This window comes from Mitsuokella sp. oral taxon 131 str. W9106 (assembly GCF_000469545.1).
Classification (GTDB): Bacteria; Bacillota; Negativicutes; order Selenomonadales; family Selenomonadaceae; genus AWVT01.
The window spans coordinates 199,270-219,650 of record NZ_KI273058.1 but is presented as its reverse complement, the minus strand read 5'-3'; the positions used below and the strand labels follow the sequence as shown (position 1 = coordinate 219,650).

The 20,381-nt window shown below is 57.7% G+C and carries 20 protein-coding genes, 1 tRNA gene and 2 riboswitches; of the genes, 13 read left to right on the top strand and 8 right to left on the bottom strand.

Annotated features, from left to right (window positions below):
* Nucleotides 1-34: 34 nt before the first annotated feature.
* Nucleotides 35-140, bottom strand: a riboswitch (TPP riboswitch).
* 247 nt (nucleotides 141-387) lie between these two features.
* Nucleotides 388-816: an EamA family transporter gene (locus HMPREF1985_RS05380; protein ID WP_021771494.1), complete on the top strand. Its 429-nt coding sequence runs from the start codon at nucleotides 388-390 to the stop codon at nucleotides 814-816.
* 84 nt (nucleotides 817-900) lie between these two features.
* Here the strand turns inward: HMPREF1985_RS05380 and HMPREF1985_RS10790 are convergent, their stop codons facing one another.
* Nucleotides 901-1,413, bottom strand: coding sequence for a zinc-ribbon domain-containing protein (locus HMPREF1985_RS10790; RefSeq protein ID WP_051349063.1), 513 nt, complete (start codon nucleotides 1,411-1,413; stop codon nucleotides 901-903).
* A 132-nt stretch (nucleotides 1,414-1,545) separates the two neighbouring features.
* Between HMPREF1985_RS10790 and HMPREF1985_RS05370 the strand changes: the two genes are divergently transcribed.
* The 12 genes from HMPREF1985_RS05370 to HMPREF1985_RS05315 all read left to right on the top strand — a co-directional run bounded on the left by HMPREF1985_RS05370 (nucleotide 1,546) and on the right by HMPREF1985_RS05315 (nucleotide 14,878).
* Entirely contained in the window at nucleotides 1,546-2,673 is a 1,128-nt protein-coding gene (locus tag HMPREF1985_RS05370) for a CdaR family transcriptional regulator (protein ID WP_021771492.1), read from the top strand.
* Between the two features lie 128 nt (nucleotides 2,674-2,801).
* Complete coding sequence (locus HMPREF1985_RS05365) at nucleotides 2,802-4,187, top strand: GntP family permease (RefSeq protein ID WP_021771491.1); 1,386 nt, start codon at nucleotides 2,802-2,804, stop codon at nucleotides 4,185-4,187.
* A 46-nt stretch (nucleotides 4,188-4,233) separates the two neighbouring features.
* Nucleotides 4,234-5,382 carry a glycerate kinase family protein gene (locus tag HMPREF1985_RS05360; RefSeq protein WP_021771490.1) on the top strand — a complete coding sequence of 383 codons (1,149 nt, stop codon included), beginning with the start codon at nucleotides 4,234-4,236 and terminating at the stop codon, nucleotides 5,380-5,382.
* Nucleotides 5,383-5,654: 272 nt separating this feature from the next.
* Nucleotides 5,655-6,404, top strand: coding sequence for a glucosamine-6-phosphate deaminase (gene nagB, locus HMPREF1985_RS05355; RefSeq protein ID WP_021771489.1), 750 nt, complete (start codon nucleotides 5,655-5,657; stop codon nucleotides 6,402-6,404).
* On the top strand, nucleotides 6,404-7,561 hold the full coding sequence (gene nagA, locus HMPREF1985_RS05350) for an N-acetylglucosamine-6-phosphate deacetylase (protein ID WP_040637155.1): 1,158 nt from the start codon (nucleotides 6,404-6,406) through the stop codon (nucleotides 7,559-7,561). Before nagB ends, nagA begins: the two co-directional genes overlap by 1 nt.
* A gap of 85 nt (nucleotides 7,562-7,646) precedes the next feature.
* The gene (locus HMPREF1985_RS05345) at nucleotides 7,647-8,318 is read left to right on the top strand and encodes an N-acetylmannosamine-6-phosphate 2-epimerase (RefSeq protein WP_021771487.1); all 672 of its coding nucleotides are present in this window, start codon (nucleotides 7,647-7,649) and stop codon (nucleotides 8,316-8,318) included.
* Between the two features lie 45 nt (nucleotides 8,319-8,363).
* Nucleotides 8,364-9,245: an N-acetylneuraminate lyase gene (locus HMPREF1985_RS05340; RefSeq protein WP_021771486.1), complete on the top strand. Its 882-nt coding sequence runs from the start codon at nucleotides 8,364-8,366 to the stop codon at nucleotides 9,243-9,245.
* A 118-nt stretch (nucleotides 9,246-9,363) separates the two neighbouring features.
* On the top strand, nucleotides 9,364-10,860 hold the full coding sequence (locus HMPREF1985_RS05335; protein WP_040637153.1) for a sodium:solute symporter: 1,497 nt from the start codon (nucleotides 9,364-9,366) through the stop codon (nucleotides 10,858-10,860).
* A gap of 16 nt (nucleotides 10,861-10,876) precedes the next feature.
* A complete protein-coding gene (locus HMPREF1985_RS05330; protein WP_021771484.1) occupies nucleotides 10,877-11,332 on the top strand; it encodes a YhcH/YjgK/YiaL family protein in 456 nt (151 codons plus the stop codon).
* Nucleotides 11,333-11,383: 51 nt separating this feature from the next.
* On the top strand, nucleotides 11,384-12,274 hold the full coding sequence (locus tag HMPREF1985_RS05325; RefSeq protein WP_021771483.1) for an ROK family protein: 891 nt from the start codon (nucleotides 11,384-11,386) through the stop codon (nucleotides 12,272-12,274).
* A 176-nt stretch (nucleotides 12,275-12,450) separates the two neighbouring features.
* Nucleotides 12,451-14,034 (top strand): PTS transporter subunit EIIC, encoded by a 1,584-nt coding sequence (locus tag HMPREF1985_RS05320; protein ID WP_021771482.1) that lies wholly within the window; start codon nucleotides 12,451-12,453, stop codon nucleotides 14,032-14,034.
* Nucleotides 14,035-14,044: 10 nt separating this feature from the next.
* The gene (locus tag HMPREF1985_RS05315; RefSeq protein ID WP_021771481.1) at nucleotides 14,045-14,878 is read left to right on the top strand and encodes a MurR/RpiR family transcriptional regulator; all 834 of its coding nucleotides are present in this window, start codon (nucleotides 14,045-14,047) and stop codon (nucleotides 14,876-14,878) included.
* 40 nt (nucleotides 14,879-14,918) lie between these two features.
* Here the strand turns inward: HMPREF1985_RS05315 and HMPREF1985_RS05310 are convergent, their stop codons facing one another.
* The 7 genes from HMPREF1985_RS05310 to HMPREF1985_RS05280 form a co-directional block, all read right to left on the bottom strand.
* Nucleotides 14,919-16,220, bottom strand: a complete 1,302-nt coding sequence (locus HMPREF1985_RS05310; RefSeq protein WP_021771480.1) for a hypothetical protein — start codon at nucleotides 16,218-16,220, stop codon at nucleotides 14,919-14,921.
* 114 nt (nucleotides 16,221-16,334) lie between these two features.
* Nucleotides 16,335-17,333, bottom strand: a complete 999-nt coding sequence (gene nirJ2 / locus HMPREF1985_RS05305) for a putative heme d1 biosynthesis radical SAM protein NirJ2 (RefSeq protein WP_040637264.1) — start codon at nucleotides 17,331-17,333, stop codon at nucleotides 16,335-16,337.
* 68 nt (nucleotides 17,334-17,401) lie between these two features.
* Nucleotides 17,402-18,601 carry a putative heme d1 biosynthesis radical SAM protein NirJ1 gene (gene nirJ1 / locus HMPREF1985_RS05300; RefSeq protein ID WP_021771477.1) on the bottom strand — a complete coding sequence of 400 codons (1,200 nt, stop codon included), beginning with the start codon at nucleotides 18,599-18,601 and terminating at the stop codon, nucleotides 17,402-17,404.
* A 51-nt stretch (nucleotides 18,602-18,652) separates the two neighbouring features.
* On the bottom strand, nucleotides 18,653-19,243 hold the full coding sequence (locus HMPREF1985_RS05295) for a TetR/AcrR family transcriptional regulator (protein WP_040637262.1): 591 nt from the start codon (nucleotides 19,241-19,243) through the stop codon (nucleotides 18,653-18,655).
* 96 nt (nucleotides 19,244-19,339) lie between these two features.
* The gene (locus HMPREF1985_RS05290) at nucleotides 19,340-19,552 is read right to left on the bottom strand and encodes an ATP-binding cassette domain-containing protein (protein WP_021771475.1); all 213 of its coding nucleotides are present in this window, start codon (nucleotides 19,550-19,552) and stop codon (nucleotides 19,340-19,342) included.
* Nucleotides 19,553-19,611: 59 nt separating this feature from the next.
* The gene (locus tag HMPREF1985_RS05285) at nucleotides 19,612-19,917 is read right to left on the bottom strand and encodes an iron chelate uptake ABC transporter family permease subunit (protein ID WP_021771474.1); all 306 of its coding nucleotides are present in this window, start codon (nucleotides 19,915-19,917) and stop codon (nucleotides 19,612-19,614) included.
* Nucleotides 19,918-20,004: 87 nt separating this feature from the next.
* Nucleotides 20,005-20,160, bottom strand: a riboswitch (molybdenum cofactor riboswitch).
* Between the two features lie 106 nt (nucleotides 20,161-20,266).
* Nucleotides 20,267-20,343: transfer RNA gene (locus HMPREF1985_RS05280), tRNA-Arg, on the bottom strand.
* Nucleotides 20,344-20,381 lie beyond the last annotated feature (38 nt).

The window sequence follows — 20,381 nt, the reverse complement described above, 5'->3', positions numbered from 1 at the left end:
CCTTGAAAGGGGGCATATTCCGTGTGCAAAACGCATGTATTGTTTAAGATACTCTCTACGCAACCATGAAGTTGATCAGATGATATTGGTCTGTTTCATACACTCTCAGCCTCCCGAACGAGACTCCCAAGATCTTAACTATTCTGTTTGCGCTTATTATAGCAAATCCCCTGACGAAAATCAATGGCAGCAGATCCCATCCCCATTCCCTTCTTCCTGCCCGCTTAAAACGGACGATTTTTCGGATGACGCACTGTTTTTTTACGCTATAATTACGCTATAATAAATTCAACCCGCTTCTGCCCCCAAACAGCTCGATCCGATCATCGCAGGGCACCAACTCGATCCAATCATCGCAGTGTGCCAAGCAGAAAGGAAGTCCTTCCTATGCCTTCATGGCTCGTTTTCGCCCTGCTGTCAGCGATTTCCGCTGCACTTGTTTCCATCTTCGGCAAGGTCGGACTTGCGGGACTCGACAGCAGCGCCGCGACTGCTGTCCGCGCCGTCATCATGGCGATGTTCCTCATCGGCGTCATGGCTGTGGAGGGGCATACGGCAGGCCTCGGCGCCGTCTTTGCCGACCGCAAGGCGCTCCTCTTCATCACGCTCAGCGGCATCGCAGGCGCGACGTCGTGGCTCTTTTACTTCATGGCGCTAAAAACAGGAACGGTTTCGCAGGTCGCTCCCATCGACAAGCTCAGCGTCGTTTTCGCCGTCGTGCTTGCCGTCATTCTTTTTCACGAGGAAGTCAGCCTCCTGCACGCCGCCGCGATTGCCTTGATTGCGGTCGGCGGCTTGATGCTCGCGCTATTTTAGCAGGGTCTTCCTCCTCTAAGTTTGACCTGCCCTAGAGAATCTAACTTTTGTTGGGGGACTACAATCCTATCCCCTCTTTATCGCTCAGTCTTCTTCATCGTAATCATCGCAATCATCGAAGTCATCATAGCCGTCCCCGTAGCCGTCGTCACAATCGTCATCGCAGTCGGAATCCATGTCCATGTCGTCATCGCGTCCCCCATCGTACGCATAGGCGTCCGCATCGTCTTCGTCGCCATAATCGACAGGCTCGCGGAAGTCGTCGTCCAGCGCGTCCTGATGCCCTTCCCGATAGCCCTCCAGGTAGGCATCGTAATCCGCATCGCCGCCCTGAGCATGATGGTCCGCCGCCGAAGCCTGCGCCATGGCATTTGCCTGTGCGTCATGAGAGGCGTGTCCGAAGAGATTGGCGACCATTACGCCGAGCGCCGAGCCTGCGAGGAATTTCCAAAGGCCGCTCGGCTCTTCCCTGCGCACGGCACTGCAAGAGGGCGCGGCACGCTCACGCGAAGAAATCGGGCATGGTTTCCCGCAGTTCGCACAAAAACGATCCACCGCCTTCAATGGCTTGCCGCAATTGGTACAATAGCGTTCCATATCGCCATCTCTCCTTTCCGCTAGGATCATTATACCATACGCCATACGCCATACGCCGCCGTGCTCCTCTCTTTTTCTTTCCGTATGTTTATCGTCATGCTATAATACGAGGCAGAAAAGGAAGCGAAGGCTATGCAACTGGAAACGCAGCAGGCTATGGCAATCGTACGCGAGATCAACAGCGTCCTGCCGCAAAAAATCAATTTGATGGACACAACGGGACACATCATCGCGAGCACCGATCCGAATCGCGTCGGAACGTATCACGGCGGAGCCGCGCGCATCATCGCCGAAAATTTGGACGAGCTTCGGATCTTCACCACGCACGACTACCCCGGCGCGCGTCCGGGGACAAATTTCATGCTGAAGGCATCGGGCGCGCCGATCGGCGTCCTTGGCATCACGGGCGGCTACGATACGATCCTGCCGCTCGCCAATGTCATCCGCAAGATGACGGAACTGCTCGTCCACGAGCAGGAACACCTGCGCGAGCAGGCTTCACGCGAGCGGCAGAAACATGCCTTTCTCGAAGAGCTTCTGACGGCAAGCGAGACCTTCCTGACGAAATCGAATATGGAGCGCGGGCATGGTCTCGGCATCGACCTTCTCATTCCGCGCCGCGTGCTCGTCGCGGGTCTAAAGGACCATGCTTCGCACGACCTGCATGATATCTGCCGCGCGCTTGAGGCAGACGCATGCCGCTGCGATCCATGCTGCCGCTGCACAATGATGGGGCAGAACATCGTGCTTCTGACGAGCATTTCGGACGACGAGGAAATTGCTGCCTTCGCACGGGATCTTTTACGTCATGCCGCCGCATTTTCCCCCACGCTCTGCATCGGCATCGATGCGCCCGCCGCCGACAACACGCATCTGCACACGGCTTACCTGCAGGCACAGAAGGCGCTCGCCTCCTGCCGCCGCAAGGGCAATGTATCCATCAAGAGCTACGCCGAAATCAATATGGAAATCGTCGCCGACTTCATCCCGCTCAGCGCGAAGCGCGACTACATCGAGAAAATCTTTCACGGCTACACGCCGCTCGAACGCGAGGCAGCGCTCCGCACGCTCGAATGTTACTACGAGTACGACGGCTCGATTGCAAAGACCGCCGCTGCGCTCTACATCCACAAGAACACCCTCCAGCAGCATCTGCGGAAAATCGCCCGGCGCACGGGCTACGACCCACGCTCCCTGCGCGCAAGCGCCGTCTTCTATCTCGTCCTCTACTTCTATCCCGAAGTGAAGCAGCTCGTCTGACCTTATAGAAAAGACCATAAAAGCAGCAGGAAATATGTTCTAGAAGACATATTCCCCTGCTGCTTTTCTATGCTACAATAGCTTTAGTTCAATACATAATCGATCTATTGTGAAAAGGAGGTTTCATTATGACCGGCATCCCGCTTCTCATCACATTTTTCTTGGCAATCGTCGTAATGATTGTCGCCATCTCCAAGCTCAAGATCCATCCGTTTCTCTCGCTGATGGGCACGTCGCTTCTGCTTGCCATCGCCGTCGGGCTGCCGCTTGCGAAGATCCCGGGCATTGTCGGCGCGGGCTTTTCCGGCATTTTCTCCAGCATTGGCCTCGTCATCATCCTCGGGGCATTGATCGGTCTCGTGCTGGAGCGCACGGGCGGCGCGATCCGCCTCGCCGATGTCGTCATCCGCTGCGTCGGCGAGAAGCATCCGCAGCTCGCCATCATGCTGATGGGCTGGATCGTCTCGATTCCCGTATTCTGCGACAGCGGGTTCGTCATCCTGAACCCCATTCGCAAGGCGCTCTGCAAGAAGCTCAGGAATGCAAGCCCCGTCGGCATGGCGGTCGCGCTCTCAGGCGGCCTATACGTCTCGCACGTCTTTATCCCGCCGACGCCGGGACCGATTGCCGCTGCAGGCTTCTTGGGACTCGCGGACGATCTCGCCGCCGTCATCTTGGTCGGCATCGCCGCCTCCATCCCCGCGCTGATCGCTGCCTATCTCTTCTCGCGCCATATCGCCAATCAGGACATCCAGATCCAAGACCCGGAGGGCGCCTCCGATACGGTCGAAAAGGACTACGATGCGCTCGTCGCCGAGTACGGCAGACTGCCGAGTGCAGGCGCTTCCTTCGCTCCGATCATCGTGCCGATTCTCCTCATGGCGCTCGGCTCGGTTGCCGCAATGGCAGGCATGGAAGGCGCTGCCGCGACGGGACTGAAGTTCCTCGGCACGCCGATCATCGCCTTGATCATCGGCCTGCTCTTCACGGTCTACCTGCTGTTTGCGACGAGCAAAATGGGAATGTTCTACCAAGTCACGGAGGAAACGCTCAAGACGGTCGGACCCATCCTCTTCATCACGGCAGCCGGTGCTGTGCTCGGCAAGGTCATCTCGGCGGCAGGGTTCGTCGAATTCATGAAGACCAATGCGGCATTCCTCGCAAGTGTCGGTATCTTCTTCCCGTTTGTCATCTCTGCCATCTTAAAGACGGCGCAGGGCTCTTCGACGGTTGCCATCACGACGACGGCCGGCATCATGGGCATGTTCTCCGACAGCGCCTCGATGATGACGGCGCTCGGCCTCACGACGCCGATGGCGGCGCTTCTCACCGTCATGGCAATCGGTGCAGGCGCAATGACCGTCTCGCATGCAAACGACAGTTATTTCTGGGTCGTCACGAACTTCACGGGCATGGATCCACAGGACGGCTATCGCACGCAGACGATGATGACGCTTGTCGTCGGCATCGTCTCCATGATTTCCATCTTTGCCGCCTCTCTCATTCTGCTATGACCTGTCTCCAAAAGATCCGAGTCTTCAAGAAAAGGGAGCTGGCAATATGAATATCGTCGTAGCAATCGATTCCTTCAAAGGCTGCCTTTCCTCCCTCGAAGCAGGCGAGGCCGCACGAAACGGGCTTCTCGCGCGTGACCCATCCGCACAGGTGCGCGTTTTTCCGCTCGCCGATGGCGGCGAGGGAACGGTCGAGGCGCTCACGGCAGGGCTAGGCGGCAGCATCGAGCACGTGGCGGTAACGGGCCCGCTCGGCGAGCCAATCGAAAGCCGCTATGGCTATCTGCCCAAGACGCAGACCGCCGTCATCGAGATGGCAGACGCGGCAGGCCTGCCGATGGTCCCAACGGAAAAACGCAATCCGCTCCGCACGACGACGTACGGGGTCGGCGAGCTCATACGCGCCGCCGCGCACAGAGGCTGCCGGCGCTTCATCATCGGCATCGGCGGCAGCGCGACGAACGACTGCGGTCTCGGCATGCTCTCGGCGCTCGGCGTGCGGTTTCAAAAGACGGACGGCTCGCCCGCCGGCATCACAGGAGGCGATCTTGGGGACGTTGCCGTGATCGACCTCGCGGCGCTGGACGGCGCAGTGCGCGAAGCGGCATTTTCCATCGCCTGCGACGTGACGAACCCGCTCTGCGGCAAAAACGGCTGCTCCGCCGTCTACGGCCCGCAAAAGGGCGCGACGCCTGAAATCGTCACGCGCATGGACGCCGACATCCGTCACTTCGCCGAAATCGCCGGACGCGCCACGGGCGTGGCGGCGATGGATCGTGCGGGCGCGGGCGCGGCAGGCGGGCTAGGCTTTGCCTTCTCCGCCTTTCTTGGCGGCTCACTCGTGCCCGGCGGCGCTCTCATCCTATCGGCGATTCCCGCGATACGCGAGGCGCTCGCCCGTGCCGACCTCCTCATCACGGGCGAGGGATGCATGGACGAACAGAGTGCCATGGGAAAAGCGCCCGTCGCCGTCGCCGCCCTCGCGAAGAAATGCCGCCCCGCCTGCCGCACCGTCGCGCTCTGCGGCGGCGCAAAGCGCGGTGCAGAAGCGGTCAATGCAGCGGGAATCGACGCCTTTTTCCCGATTCTCTCCATGCCCATGGCACTCGATAAGGCCATGCATCCCGCGACGGCGCGTGAAAACCTCGCGCGGACGGCGCGGCAGGTTCTCGGACTACTTGCGCCTTGCCGTTGAGGGAATCGTCCCCATGAGGCAAAGCCCCGAAAGCACGAGGAACGCAATTTCGATATTGCGCGCGAGGACGTCTGCTGGCGGCAGCGATTTCCAACCTAAGGCGTACGTGCAAACAAGAAATCCATCCCTTGCATGTAAAGAAATAATTTTTCTTTACATGCTTTTATTTTTGAAGGAATAAAGAGTTTTATGAAATTTATTTGCATTATTTAGTTTCACGTGGTATATTCTTATGAAGACGAACTTCTATAGGTCAGAAAGGAGCACCTGTCATGCGCATCATCTTCACAGACCACTACGAAAGCATGAGCGAGGAAGCTGCCAAAATCATCGCAGCACAGCTTTGGCTGAAGCCCGATTCCGTCCTCGGCCTCGCGACGGGCAGCACGCCCGTCATGCTGTATCAGAAACTCATCCACCTATATGAGACGGTCGGACTGGACTTCTCGCAGGCAACTTCGTTCAACCTTGACGAATATGTCGGCCTTTCGCCGAATGACGAACAGAGCTATCATCGCTTCATGCATGAAAACCTTTTCGACCATGTCAACATCCGAAACGAGCGCATCTTCTTCCCCGATGGGCTGGCAGACGATGCAGCAGCAGAGGGCATGCGCTACGAAAAGGCCATCGAGGCGGCAGGCGGCATCGACCTGCAGCTTCTCGGCATCGGGCGCAACGCGCACATCGGCTTCAACGAACCCGCAGACTGCTTCACACGCACGACGCATAAGGTCGCGCTGAAGGGGAACACGATTGCGGCGAATGCGCGGTTCTTCGCCTCGGAAAAGGACGTGCCGCGCGAGGCGATGAGCATGGGAATCGGCACGATCTTTCAGGCACGGCACATTCTCCTGCTCGCGAGCGGGGCGGAAAAGGCGCAAGCGGTAAAGGACACATGGGAAGGCACGATCACGCCAGCCGTCCCTGCTTCCATCCTGCAGCTCCATCCCCATGTGACGCTCATCGTCGACCGCGAGGCAGGGAGCCTGCTCACCGCAAAGGGGAAGGAGCTCGCATGATGAAAGCCATCCGAAACGGGATTCTCATCGTCCCCGATGAAACGGGACACTTCTGCTCCAAGGAAGGCTTGACCCTCCTCTACGACGAAAAAATCCGCGCGATCCGGCCAGAGGGGAAAGACGCGGGCCACGCCGACCTAGAGGAGGTCTATGACGCAGGCGGCGCTTACGTCGCGCCGGGATTCCTCAACGTCCATATCCACGGCTGCGACGGCGCGGACACGATGGACGCGGACTCTGACGCGCTCGACAAGATGAGTCTCTTCCAAGCGAGGACGGGCGTGACCGCCTACCTGCCGACGACGATGACCTGCGCTTTTTCGGACATCGCGCACGCCCTTTGCACGATCCGCCATGCCATGCACGGGGACGCGCACGGCGCACGCGTGCTCGGCTGCCACATGGAAGGGCCTTTCATCGCGCCCTCCAAAAAGGGCGCGCAGGATGCGGCGCATATCCTCCCTGCCGACTTTTCCACCATCGAGCCTTATGCGGACGTGATCAAAATCATCACGGTCGCCCCAGAAACGCTCCCGGACGATGCGTTCATCAAGGCATGCACCGCACACGGCATCGTCGTTTCCATCGGCCATACGGCAGCAGACTATAAGACGGCGGCACACGCCATTGAGGCGGGCGCGCATCATATCACGCACCTCTGCAATGCCATGACGGGACTGCACCACCGCCGCCCCGGCGTATTGGGTGCTGCGCTCGATTCGACGGCGAACTGCGAGCTGATTTGCGACAATGTCCACCTCCATCCCACCATGCAGCGCATCATTTACCATGCAAAAGGCGGGAAGCACCTCATCCTCATCACCGACTCGCTCCGCGCCTGCGGGCTTGGCGACGGACCATCCGAACTCGGCGGGCAGAAGGTGACCGTCCGCGGCACGCTTGCGACGCTTGCAGACGGGACGATCGCCGGAAGTGTCCTCTGCCTCAACGACGGGCTGCGCATCTTCCGCACGAACACAGGCGCGCCCATTCCCTCCATCATCGAAATGGTAACGCGGACCCCTGCGAAGGAACTCGGTCTCTACGACGAAATCGGCTCTCTCTCCGAGGGAAAGACCGCCGATTTCGCCATTTTCGACCGCGATTTTCGCATGCGCCGCACCGTTGTCGGCGGGACGACATATTATAAGAAGTAAATATATTTGCATTTTCTAGAATTATATGATATAATTCTATCGAAATAAGAAAAAATATTTCATTTATAAAATTGGAGGTATATCCATGAATTTCTTCGACGCGGTCAAGGGCAAGCTGATCGTTTCCTGCCAGGCACTCCCTGACGAGCCACTGTTCAGCCCCTTCATCATGGGGCGCATGGCATACGCGGCAAAGGAGGCGGGAGCCGCTGCCATACGCGCGCAGAGCGTCGCCGATATCGAGGAGATACGCCGCATCGCACAGCTTCCCGTCATTGGGCTCATCAAGCAGAACTATGCAGACTCCCCCATCTACATCACGCCGACGATGCGTGAGGTCGACCTGCTCCTCAAAACGGGCTGCGAGATGGTCGCGCTCGACATGACGGACCGTGAGCGGCCGAAGAAGACGGACATCCGCGACCTCATCGCACGCGTCCACGAAGCGAACACGCTCGTGCTCGCCGACATTTCGACCTACGAGGAGGGCATAAAGGCCGCAAGGCTCGGGGCGGATGCGATCTCCACGACCATGTCGGGCTACACGCCATACAGCAAAAAGCGGACTGGCCCCGACTTTGCGCTCATGCGCAGCCTTGCATCAGATGCATCCGTCCCCGTTTTTGCCGAAGGGCGGATCAATACGCCGAATGATTTGAAAGAAGCCATGCGGACCGGCGTGCACGGCGCGATTGTCGGCTCTGCCATCACGCGCCCCCAGCTCATCGCCAAGCGTTTCATCGAAGCGATTTCATAATGCGCTTTGCCAACCAACCATACCTACAGCAAGGAGGAAACCATCATGTCCAAGAGAGATTTACGCGGCCTCTACGCCGCCCTGCTCGCCTCATTCCATGAGGACGGCACGCTGAACGAAAGCGGCCTACGCCAAATTGTCCGCCATGACATCGACAAGATGAAAATGGACGGTCTCTATGTCGGCGGCAGCACGGGCGAGAATTTCATGCTCGCGACGGATGAAAAAAAGCGAATCTTCGAAATCGTGAAGGACGAGGCAAAGGACGCTGTGACCCTCATCGCGCAGGTCGGCTCAATCAACCTCAAGGAATCCTGTGAACTCGCAAAATTCGTCACGGATCTCGGCTATGATGCAATCAGTGCCGTCACGCCATTCTACTACAAGTTCAGCTTCGACGAAATCCGCCACTACTACGAAAGCATCATCGGTCCTGTCGATAACCGCATGGTCATCTACTCCATCCCGTTCCTGACGGGCGTGGACATGAGCCTGCCGCAGTTCGGCAAGCTCTTTGAGGACAAGAAAATTGTCGGCGTCAAATTCACGCAGGCAGACTTCTATCTTCTTGAGCGGATGCGCAAGACATTCCCCGACAAGCTCATTTTCGCGGGCTTCGATGAGATGCTGCTTCCCGCGACAGTGCTCGGCGTGGACGGCGCAATCGGCTCGACATACAACGTCAACGGGCCGCGCGCACGACAGATTTTCGACCTCGCCCGCGCAGGAAAGACCAAGGAAGCACTCGAAATCCAGCACGTCACAAACGATCTCATCACCGATATACTCGGCAACGGTCTCTACGGCACAATAAAGCTCCTGTTGGAAGAAGAAGGCATCCACGCCGGCGCTTGCCGTGAGCCGATGAAGGCGTATACCCCGGAAATGCGCGCACGGGCAAAGGAGATTTACAAAACGTATTTCTGATTTGCGACGATCCCCTATCCCCTGACCCTCTGTAAGCTGCATGGAAATGCGCTCCTTTTGGAGCGTGTTTCCTAAATGTGTTGAAATCTTCAAACGAATCTATTTGGAGGAGATACAAATGCATGAAGGTTTTACTTGGATTGATACGGTCGTCCTGATCGTATACCTTGGCGGCGTGCTGCTCGCAGGCCTATACTACTCAAAGAAAGACATGCAGGGCAAGGAGTTCTTCAAAGGAGACGGAACCATTCCTTGGTATGTCACCTGCGTCTCCATATTCGCTACGCTTCTGAGCCCCATTTCCTTTCTCTCCATTCCCGGCAACTCCTACCACGGCTCCTGGATCCTCTGGTGGGCACAAATCGGCATGCTCATCGCGATACCGCTGACCATCCGCTTCTTCCTGCCCATCTACAGCCGGCTTGAGATCGACACGGCTTATCACTACTTGGAAAAGCGGTTTGAAAGCAAGCGGCTGCGCATGCTCGGCGCAATCATGTTCATCCTCTTCCAGCTCGGGCGCATGTCCATCATCATGTACCTGCCGTCGCTCGCACTCGCACAACTCACGGGAATCGATGTCAATCTGCTCATCGTTGTCATGGGCGTCATTGCCATCATTTACTCCTACTCGGGCGGGCTAAAGGCCGTCCTCTATACCGATTTCATCCAAGGCACCGTGCTCATCGTCGGCATCGCACTCACGCTCATCGTCATGATCGGCAGCATAAACGGCGGCTTCGGCACCATTTGGGATACGCTGACGACAGGGCACAAGTTCTTGTTTGAAACCGAGCATTGGATCAGCCCCGACATCCTCTCGACGAGCGTCTTCATCGTATTCATCGGCGGCGGTCTCAGCACCTTTGCCTCCTACATCTCAAGCCAGGACATCGTCCAGCGCTTCACGACGACGACGGATGTCAAGCAGCTCAACAAAATGACGCTTGGCAATGGCGTGCTTTCCATCTTCTCCGCGACGGTATTCTTCTTGGTCGGCACGAGTCTCTTCGTGTTCTACGCACAGAACCCGGATCTTCTGATGACCGACCGCCGCGACCTCGTGCTCGCAGCTTACATCACCTACGAGCTTCCGACAGGGCTCACGGGCATCCTGCTCGCCGCACTCTTTGCCGCTGCGCAATCGACCCTCTCAACGGGCATCAACTCCGTTGCAACGAGCTGGGTGCTCGATATCCAGTCTGTCGCCGACCCCGAAATGCCCATGAAACGCCAAACGCGCATCGCGCAGTTCATCTCGCTCGGCGTCGGCATTCTCTCCATCGTCGTCGCCATCATCATGGCCGGCAGCAACATCCATTCCGCTTACGAATGGTTCAACAGCTTCATCGGGCTTGCGCTCGGCGCGCTCGCCGGCATGTTCGTCCTCGGCGCGTTCTGCCCCCGCGCCAACGCCAAGGGCGCTCTCGCAGGCTTCATCGTCTCGACAGCCGTCGTCATCTACCTGAAATACTTCGTTCCCTCTGTTTCGTTCTGGGCGTATACGTTCATCACGATCACGCTCTCCATCTTGGTCGGCAGCCTCGTCAGCCGGATGACGGAACCGAGCTACGAAGCTCCGAACGGCACGACCGTCTTTACCCCGCATCCCTGACCACAAGGAGGCCATCATGATTTACGGCAGTCTTTCCCATGAAAAAACATACTCTTTTCTTCCCAGGGAAGTACAGGAGGCGATCGACTTCGCGCGGACACATGACCTCAGCGCACTTCCAAAAGGGCGGAACGACATCGCAGGCGACGCGCTCTACGTCAACATCGCGCACTACACGACCGGCCCATCCGAGGAAAAGGGCTGGGAAGCGCACCGCGACTACCTCGATATCCACGTCCTCGCGGAAGGCTGCGAGCGCATCGACCTCGCACCCATCGAACGCATGCAGACGGGCACGTATGAAAAAGACCGTGACTACGTCCCCGCGACCGGCGAGGCGACTGCCTCCGTCACCATGCACCCCGGCGACTTCCTCCTATGCTATCCAGAGGACGTCCACCGCCCAGGCGTCATGCTCGATGCTCCCGCACCGCTCAAGAAGGGAATTTTCAAGGTGCGCATCAGAGGATGAGGCCTCGCAGCCTGCCGTATGGCAAGCTGCGGAGAACGAGGAGGAATCGCTATGTATATCTGCATGGACATCGGCGGCACGGCCATCAAGTACGGCACGGCCGACGCAAACGGCGTGCTGATCACGCAGGACGCCATGCCGACGGAAGCGCTCTCGCATGGGGGACCCGGAATCGTCCAGAAAGTCTGCCATATTGTCGAGTCCCTGCGCGGCGATGCTGCAGAGGGTGTCGCCATTTCCACGGCAGGCATGGTGGACACGGCCTCTTGCACGATCACGTATGCACTTCCCTCCTCTATCCCAAACTACACGGGTACGAATTGGCGCACCGTCATAGAAGGACGATTCTCCCTGCCCTGCTCGGTCGAAAACGACGTCAACTGCGCCGCACTCGGCGAACTATGGAAGGGCGCGGGAAAAGGCGCAAAATCGCTCTTTGCCATAACGGTCGGCACGAGCATCGGCGGCTGTCTCATCGTAGACGGGCACGTCGTGCACGGCACGAGCGCAAGCGCGGGCGAAATCGCCTATATGCGCGTTCCGAGCGGGCGTCTCCACGAGAACTGCTCCGCAACGCGTCTCGTGAAAGACGTCGAACGGACAAAAGCCTTGCCGGAAGGCAGTCTCGACGGCAAGCAGGTATTCGCGCTCCTCGACGAAGGCGACGCATCCGCAAAGGACGCCGTCGAAGCGCTCATCGCGTCGCTCGCCGATGCCATCACAAATATTGTCTGCGTTGCAAATCCCGACTGCATCATTTTGGGCGGCGGGATCATGGCTCGCGAAGCCGTGCTTCGCCCATTGCTCGAAGCGAGGCTTCGCGAGCGCCTCGTGCCGAGTGTCTACGGCGCAACAAAAGTTGCATTCGCCGCCACGCAGAACACAGCAGGAATGCTCGGCGCGCTCTATCACTTCCTCCAGGAGCATCGTGTCCATTCCTAGAGGCCCGGTCAAATGAGAATAACCGCAGTTGCACACCCCCTTGCAAACTCGCGGTTATTTTCATTTTTCTTTGCATTTCATGCTGATTTCTTTGCAAATTGCAAATCATTTCATTCTATGTTATGATTCGATTGTGCATTTTTCTTTTCGTTGTATCTTAAAAGGGAGGTCTTCCTATGGGCATCTTCTCGCAAGAAAGCAGCAATCATTCTTTCTTCGCCAAGGCCCAGCGATTCGGCAAGTCTTTCATGCTGCCGATTGCGGTCCTGCCGGCTGCCGGTCTTTTGCTCGGCATCGGCGGCGCGCTTTCAAACCCGAACTCCGTCAAGGCATATCCGTTTCTTGACATCGGTTGGCTGCAAAACGTTTTTGCCATCATGGCCTCGGCAGGCAATATCGTCTTTGCCAACCTCGCCATCCTCTTCGCCGTTGGCATTGCAGTCGGGCTTGCGCGTACGGACAAGGGAACGGCAGGACTTGCATCCGTGCTCGCACTGCTCGTCATGAATGCGACGATCAACGCCCTGCTCATCATCACGGGCACGCTCGCCAAGGACAACCTTGCAGGCGTCGGCCAAGGCATGAGCCTCGGCATACAGACGCTCGAAACGGGCGTATTCGGCGGCGTCGTCGTCGGCCTCATGACGTATGCCCTGCACAAACGGTTCAACAAGATTGAGCTTCCGCCATTTCTCGGATTCTTCGGCGGCTCGCGCTTCGTGCCGATCATCTGCTCGTTTTCGGCCATCTTCCTCGGCTGCATCATGTTCCTCGTCTGGCCTCATGTTCAAAAGATCATCCTCGGCATGGGCGGCATTGTCGATTCGACCGGCTACATCGGCACACTGATTTACGGTTTCGTGCTCCGCATGCTCGGCCCTTTTGGCCTGCATCACATCTTCTATCTGCCATTTTGGACGACGGCGCTCGGCGGTTCGGAAGTCATCAACGGACAGCTCGTCGAGGGCACGCAGCGCATCTTCTTCGCCCAGCTCGGCGATCCCAGCACACAGCATTACTACATCGGCATTTCCCGCTTCATGTCCGGCCGTTTCATCACGATGATGTTCGGCCTGATCGGCGCATGCCTTGCCATGTACCATACGGCAAGACCGGAGAAGCGCAAGGTCGTCGGCGGCCTTCTGCTGTCGGCTGCGCTCACGTCTTTCATGACCGGCATCACCGAGCCGATCGAGTTCTCCTTCCTGTTCGTCGCCCCAGCTCTTTACGTCCTCCATGCCTTCTTTGACGGCTGCGCCTTCATGATTGCCCATATCCTGCAAATCACGGTTGGGCAGACGTTCTCCGGCGGCTGCATTGACCTCATCCTCTTCGGCGTCCTTCAGGGCGATGCCAAGACGAACTGGCTCTACATCCCCATGGTCGGCATTCCCTGGTTCTTCCTCTACTACTTCTCGTTCAAGTTTCTCATCCAAAAGTTCAACTTCAAAACGCTCGGCCGTGAGGACGACGAAGACGACATGTCAGATGCGGCAAGCGCGTCCGAAAAAGATGGTGCAGGATACCGCGCCGACCTTATTATCGAGGGGCTTGGCGGCAAGGACAACATCGTGGAGTTTGACTGCTGTGCGACGCGCCTGCGCGTGACCGTCAAGGATTCGGACAAAGTGAGCGAGCGGCTGCTGAAGGAATCGGGAAGCCGCGGCATTCTCTCGAGCGGAAACGGCATCCAAATCATCTATGGGCCGCAGGTCACCGTGATCAAGAACGAAGTGGAAGAACAACTGCATTTGGAATAGAGGGCTTACATTGAAAATACTGAGCCAACTTGACGCACCATCATTCCGCGTATCAAAGGGCGACAAGAAAATCATCGCCTGCATCAAAACCCATTTGCTCGACATCCCGCGCATGACCATTTCGGAAATCGCGCTCGCGAGCGGGACGGCAGAAGCGACATGCACGCGCTTTGTCCGCAAGCTCGGCTTTTCAAGCCTCGGCGATTTCAAGGCTGCCCTTGCGCGGGAAGGCGCAGAAATCGGTCGGTTCATCGGCCACGAGAACATCAAGAACGACGAGCCTGCAGGCGAGACGGCGCGCAAGCTGCTCGCATCGAACATGATCGCACTCGAAAAGACGCAGGACATCATTGAAGACGCCATGATCCAAAAGGCTGCTTCCCTGCTCATCCAAGCAAAGCGAATCGCACTCGTCGGTCTCGGCTATTCCGGCATCATTGCACAAGACTCGTACTTCAAGTTCATGCGCATCGGTCTCGACTGTGTCGCCCCGTGCGACAGCCATACCATGCGCATGATTGCCGCGATCCTCGAGCCGAATGACGTCATCTTCGCCATATCCCATTCGGGCGAGACGGAAGAGATCCTCCAGACCGTCGAAATCGGCCGCAAGCGCGATTTGCGCATCATCTCCCTCACGGAGAACCGCGCCTCGCGCCTGTATGCAGCTTCCGACGTCGGTCTTTCCTATATAGCGGGAGAAACGGCTTTGGAGACGGGCTCCGTCGCCGCAAAAATGGCACAGTTCTTCCTCATTGACCTCGTCTATACGCAGGTCGTAAAGATGCTGCCAAACGAAGCGATCGAAAAAAAAATCCGCACGACGGAAGCCGTGCGGCAATAAAGTTCCAACCATCCTTCAAGAGACTGCCTGCGACAGTCTCTTATTGTTTTGCCGGCATCAGGATGATCTGCACGGGCAGATTCGATGCGCCGGGCGGCGAAAACTCAAACCGCGGCGCGCTCGTGCTGTGATAGCTGCCGAGATCCGACATCTCCGCCGAAGCCTTGAGCCGATCGCGGCCGAGAAGGCGCAAGGCGCGGTCTGCGTCGCTGTCGGGCGGGATATCGTCGCCAAAGTAAGCGCGGCCGCCTGGCGTTTCAAGAAGGCGCGTCTTGCCCTGTCCGTAATGGACGCGCATGGCACCCGCATAAACGCCGCCGAGCGGCGTCAGGTAATACTGCGTCGCAACGCGGCCGACCGACGGGATCTCGAGACGGTAGAGCACGCCGTAGTTTCCGACATCCGTCACCGTGCTGCCATCCGTCGCGTCAATTCCCTTGCGGAACGTATCGCGATGGCTGTCGCCAATGGAAATGTAGACGACGCCGTCGCGCTCCGGATCGTACGGCTTGCTGCTGATCACGCGATCCATGCCCTTGAACGTGCCGCGCAGGCGCTGCTCATCCTTAGGCAGGACGCGGGCATGCGAAAGGAAGGAAAGCGGGTTTGCCCAGTCCGGATAGCAAATGACGGATGCCTTTACCGGCGCCGCCGCATGAAAATCATAGACGCCGTACACGAGCTGTCCGGGCATGAGAACAGCTTCGTCCATCTCCGCCTCCAAAAGCCGTTTGCCGTGTGCGGGAACCGTGATCACGTCGTTGCGCTTCGTTTGGAAATAGGCGATCTGTGTGTTTTTGCCCACTTCGAGGTAGTCGGTGCTCGCATCGCTCGTACCGCCGCGCGTGACCGTCACGGTGACGGGCGAAGCACTCGGATTCTGAAGCACGACGGCAACCTTCTTCACCGCCTCGGAATCGTTCAAGTGATAGTAGAGGACACGCGCATCCCCCACGACCGTGTCCTCATAGAGAATGCCGCTGTCCTTGACGTACTCGGGGCTGTCGGAAAAGAGCAGCGTTCCGCCCGTATCCTCGACATCGACTGCCCACTCGTGCATATTCCGCGTCGTCTGATTGTAGTGGAGCGCGCCGTTCGATGCGGCATCGCCAGCCTTCTGCGCGAGCCGATCTGCCGTGAGATTTTTCGTTTCTCCCCCGCGCTCCATGGAGACGGAGTAAGACGGGTCGGAAGAGAGTATCGCGTGCACGCGCTCGACGATCGTCGAGCTGTCGCCTTCCTGCGCCGCCACCCTATGCCGCGCTGCTTCGCCTTTATGGCTTGCCCCAAACGCCACAAGCCCCGCTATGAGACAAGCACCCAATCCTTTCCAGCGTTTCATTTTTTCAAAACTTCCTCCTCATCTTCCATTAATTTTATATTCCTATTATAGCATAGAAGATGAAAAGAAAAAGGAGACTTCATCGTCTCCTGTGGGCATGACAAAAAATGGCTCTCACTCACCGCGGCGCCCATGATAGAGGCACCAAGGCTCTTCGCTCATGTAGTCGCCATCGTGATAGTACGCGGCGCGCGCACGGCAGCCACCGCAGGCACCCTTGTAGCTGCATGTGCCGCAGCCTCCGCTGTAGTCGAGCGTGCGAAGCGTTTTGAGCACGTCGCTCTGCTCCCAAATCTCGTCAAACGGCGTCTCGCGCACGTCGCCGAGCTCCATATTGAGATAAGCGCAGGGCTGCACCTTGCCGCGTGGGCTGATGATGCAGTACGAAAGACCGGCAAGGCAGCCGCGATGGAATCGGCTTTTGTAGCCGAGCTGGTCGGTGATGCGCAGGAACTGCGGCGCGCACGTCGGCTTGAGCTCGATATCGACCTCCTGCTGCTTTTTCATGATGCGCGTGAGGACATCCTCGTACTGTTCGGCGCGCAGGCTCTCCTCTTCGATCGTCTCGGCGCGCCCCGTCGGCACGAGGAAGAAGAAGTGGTGCGCCTTCGCGCCGACCGAAACGGCGAAGTCCGTCATCGCCTCAAGCTCGCCTTGGTTCCAGTCCATGACCGTCGTATGGATCTGGAACGGAAGCCCTGCCTCCGTGCAGTTCTTCATGCCCTCGACTGCGCCCTCCCAGCCGCCGGGGAAGCTGCGGAACTTGTCGTGCTTTTCGGGGTCGAGCGAGTCGAGCGAAATCCCCATTGCGCGTGCGCCTGCGGACTTTAGGCCGCGAGCCATCTGCTTCGTGATGAGCGTGCCGTTCGTACCGAAGACAGGGATCAGCCCAAGCCCTGCCGCGTGTTCGACGAGCTCCAAGATATCGGGGCGCATGAGCGGCTCGCCGCCCGAAAAAATCATGATTTTGAAACCCGCCTTCGCGATCTCATCGAGGAGTTTCTTGCCTTCTGCCGTACTCAGCTCCTCCTCCGCCCTGCATCCTGCGTCGCGATAGCAGTGTGCACAGTACATATTGCAGGCATTCGTCGTATTCCAAGATATAATCTTCATGATGCTCTCCGTATCCATCATCACAGTTTGGCTTTGCTGCCCGATCCATCCCAAGCGACGGGCGACGCTCACTCGCCCACAGCGTGCGCCTTGTCCTGCGCGATTTCCTCATCCGTGAGGTAGCAGCTCGGATCGGACGCCCAAAAATCGCCCGTCCGTGCCTCGGCGCGCGTGCGGAAGTTGCCGTTGCAGTTCGCGAGGAAGCGGCACGTCGCACAGCGTCCTTTGAGAAGCGGCTTGCGATTCTTGAGTCCCTTCATGATGGGATTCGATACATCCGACCAAATATCGCCGAACCTGCGTTCGCGTACATTGCCGAACGTGTGATGCTGCGTGAACTGATCGGGATGGACGTAGCCCTGCGGGTCGACTTCGCCGAACGCGATGCCCGAACGGTTGCCGCCGTTCATCGAGATGAATTTCTCGATCTGCTTCGCTCTCCTGTAATCGCCTGCCTCCAGTGCTTTCAGGTAAAGGTACGGCCCGTCGCAGTGGTTGTCAACCGTCAGAATCTCCTTTTCGAGCCCGCGTGCCTCAAAGTCCTTCGTGCGGCGGATGATCGTGTCCATCGCGCGGCGCGACTCCGCTGCCGTCACATCCTGATCCATCATCTTCTCACCGCGTCCGCTGTAGACGAGGTGGTAGAAACAGACGCGGTTGATATGCTCCGCCTCGATAAAGTCGAAGATCTTGTCGAGCTCTGCGATATTGTGATGGTTGATCGTGAAACGGAGACCGACGCGCTGACCGACTGCAACACAGTTTTGAATGCCCTGCATCGCCTTCTCGTACGCGCCCTCGACACCGCGGAATTTGTCGTTGACGTCTTGAAGCCCATCGAGCGAAATGCCGACATAGCCGACGCCGATGTCCTTGATCTTCTGCGCGACCTCGCGCGTGATGAGCGTGCCGTTCGTCGAGAGTGTCGGACGCACGCCCTTTTCCTGCGCGTAAGCCGCAAGCGCAAAGAAATCGGGACGAATGAGCGGCTCCCCGCCCGAAAAGAGCAGCACGGGCACATGGAAGTCCGCGAGGTCGTCGATAAACTTCTTCGCTTCCTCCGTCGTGAGCTCGTCCTTGTACTTCTGCGCATCCGATCCCATGTAGCAATGCATGCATTTCAGATTGCACGTCTTCGTCGAATTCCAAACGACGACTGGGCCGACGCCCTCGCTTGCACCATTGCGCATCGTATGCGCGCTCTTCGTGTAGCGCAGCTTATCCCCGTAATACTCACGAGCGAATAAAAGTTTTGTAACACTGATCATTCTTCTTTTGCTCCTAAAAACAATGCCCTAGGCGCGTTCTTTGCACACGCCTTATTTTGCTCGGATCCCATCGAGCAGGATGCGCGTCTTGAGCGCGACATTTTCCCGAAACGAAAACGTGAGCTTGCTGAATGCCGCCGCCTGATAGAGCGAGTGGAACATCTCCGCGAGAAGATCGACGGGCACGTCGCATCGGAACTCGCCTGTCTCCTGCCCTTGACGCAAAATCTGTCCAAAGATCGACTTGAATCCAGGCGTCTCGAGCTGGCGCGACGGTGCGATGCCTTCCGGCATGGCGCTGTGCTCCGAGCCGGAAAGGAAAAGCGGCAGCACGAAGCGGTTCTCGTCGAGGAAGCGCGCCGTCATGCTGCAGACCGTCGTCAAAAGCTCCGACGCCGTGCTCCCCTTCGTGCGCAGCGCATCGATCTCCACACGGGCCTCCTGCACGAGCTGCCCGAGCAGGCACATCAAGATCTCTTCCTTCGACTCGAAGTAATTGTAGAACGTGCCGATGCCGAGATCCGCCGCATTCATGATATCGGCTACCGACGTCTCGCGAAACCCCTTTTCGGAAAATGCCCGCGCCGCCGCATCCAATATGGCCTTGCGCGAAAGCAGCTTCTTGCGCTCCCTTCGCCCCATCTTCTCTTCCAACAAGCATCATCCTCCCACGCACTGGCTCTCTTCGTTTTATTATAAATGAATCTGCTTCATTTTGGAAGAGGAATCGCAATATTTTCATATTTGAGAGTATTTTTCAATGCCTTGCAAAACCAGCGGGGAGAACCCCATCGGGCAGCTGAGCAGCGTGGACTTCCCGACGCCGTTGCGGCCGAGGAGCGCCAGCACCTCGCCGCCCTTGATGGAAAACGAAATATGATAGAAGATGAACGGCGCATCCGACCGATAGCGAAACGAGCCGTCCTCCAGCCAAAGCATGGCGCGGTCCATCAGAAAAACCTTCTCTGCTGATAGAGAATCCAGGCAAAGAACGGCGTCCCGACGAACCCTCAGAGAATCCCGAGCGGAATCTCCACCGCCGTCAGCATGCGCGCCAAGAGATCCGCCAGCATCAAAAAGGACGCGGCAAGCGCGACGCCGACGAGAATGTCCCCGAACACGCGTGGCAGGCGGATCTCCATCACGACATTGTACATCGAGGCATCCCACGTAATCGGCACTTCCAGAAAACGCGAGCCGAGAATCGCCGCCACTTCATCCGGCGGAACATAAAACCGCCCGCTCGCGAGTGACAAGATGAAAAACAGCACGGCGAGAACAATCCCCGCTGCCAACATGCGCGCATACCGCCCCATACCGTCAATCCCTTCTTAAAAATTCCCCCAAAAAAGTCCTCCCGGAAAATTCCGGGAGGACAACTTTCGCGCGCGAAAAAGAGACGCAGCTTTCCTGCCGGTTTTCCTTTGCAGTGCAGAGCAACGCCTGCGGGCAGGGAGATCCGTTTCCAGTGCCTCCCCCGCGGCTCGTGGAAATCCCACGGCCAGGCCGGCACACCATAGCAAGACCACAGGTGCGACGGCTCGAAAAACATAAGAACGATATATATTTTTTCCGTATAGCATGAGAGGATAACTAAGGCAAGCCTATTGCCCAAAAAGACGCCGGGCAAAACACTTGGCAGGCGTCCATTCCATGACGAAAAAATGGTGCGATTGGTGCGATTCGAACGCACGACCTTTTCCTTAGGAGGGAACTGCTCTATCCAGCTGAGCTACAACCGCAATCACCACGGTCATTTTAGCAAATGCAACACAGATAT

Bases quoted from the DNA above. Each gene is read 5' to 3' on its own strand.
- HMPREF1985_RS05285 (WP_021771474.1), bottom strand. From the start codon at position 19,917: ATGGGGCGGTATGCGCGCATGTTGGCAGCGGGGATTGTTCTCGCCGTG.
- HMPREF1985_RS05330 (WP_021771484.1), top strand. From the start codon at position 10,877: ATGATTTACGGCAGTCTTTCCCATGAAAAAACATACTCTTTTCTTCCC.
- HMPREF1985_RS05365 (WP_021771491.1), top strand. From the start codon at position 2,802: ATGACCGGCATCCCGCTTCTCATCACATTTTTCTTGGCAATCGTCGTA.
- nagA (WP_040637155.1), top strand. From the start codon at position 6,404: ATGAAAGCCATCCGAAACGGGATTCTCATCGTCCCCGATGAAACGGGA.
- HMPREF1985_RS05310 (WP_021771480.1), bottom strand. From the start codon at position 16,220: ATGAAACGCTGGAAAGGATTGGGTGCTTGTCTCATAGCGGGGCTTGTG.
- HMPREF1985_RS05335 (WP_040637153.1), top strand. From the start codon at position 9,364: ATGCATGAAGGTTTTACTTGGATTGATACGGTCGTCCTGATCGTATAC.
- HMPREF1985_RS05295 (WP_040637262.1), bottom strand. From the start codon at position 19,243: ATGGGGCGAAGGGAGCGCAAGAAGCTGCTTTCGCGCAAGGCCATATTG.
- nagB (WP_021771489.1), top strand. From the start codon at position 5,655: ATGCGCATCATCTTCACAGACCACTACGAAAGCATGAGCGAGGAAGCT.
- HMPREF1985_RS05380 (WP_021771494.1), top strand. From the start codon at position 388: ATGCCTTCATGGCTCGTTTTCGCCCTGCTGTCAGCGATTTCCGCTGCA.
- nirJ1 (WP_021771477.1), bottom strand. From the start codon at position 18,601: ATGATCAGTGTTACAAAACTTTTATTCGCTCGTGAGTATTACGGGGAT.
- HMPREF1985_RS05290 (WP_021771475.1), bottom strand. From the start codon at position 19,552: ATGGACCGCGCCATGCTTTGGCTGGAGGACGGCTCGTTTCGCTATCGG.
- HMPREF1985_RS05345 (WP_021771487.1), top strand. From the start codon at position 7,647: ATGAATTTCTTCGACGCGGTCAAGGGCAAGCTGATCGTTTCCTGCCAG.
- HMPREF1985_RS05325 (WP_021771483.1), top strand. From the start codon at position 11,384: ATGTATATCTGCATGGACATCGGCGGCACGGCCATCAAGTACGGCACG.
- HMPREF1985_RS05340 (WP_021771486.1), top strand. From the start codon at position 8,364: ATGTCCAAGAGAGATTTACGCGGCCTCTACGCCGCCCTGCTCGCCTCA.
- HMPREF1985_RS05360 (WP_021771490.1), top strand. From the start codon at position 4,234: ATGAATATCGTCGTAGCAATCGATTCCTTCAAAGGCTGCCTTTCCTCC.
- HMPREF1985_RS05370 (WP_021771492.1), top strand. From the start codon at position 1,546: ATGCAACTGGAAACGCAGCAGGCTATGGCAATCGTACGCGAGATCAAC.
- nirJ2 (WP_040637264.1), bottom strand. From the start codon at position 17,333: ATGAAGATTATATCTTGGAATACGACGAATGCCTGCAATATGTACTGT.
- HMPREF1985_RS05320 (WP_021771482.1), top strand. From the start codon at position 12,451: ATGGGCATCTTCTCGCAAGAAAGCAGCAATCATTCTTTCTTCGCCAAG.
- HMPREF1985_RS10790 (WP_051349063.1), bottom strand. From the start codon at position 1,413: ATGGAACGCTATTGTACCAATTGCGGCAAGCCATTGAAGGCGGTGGAT.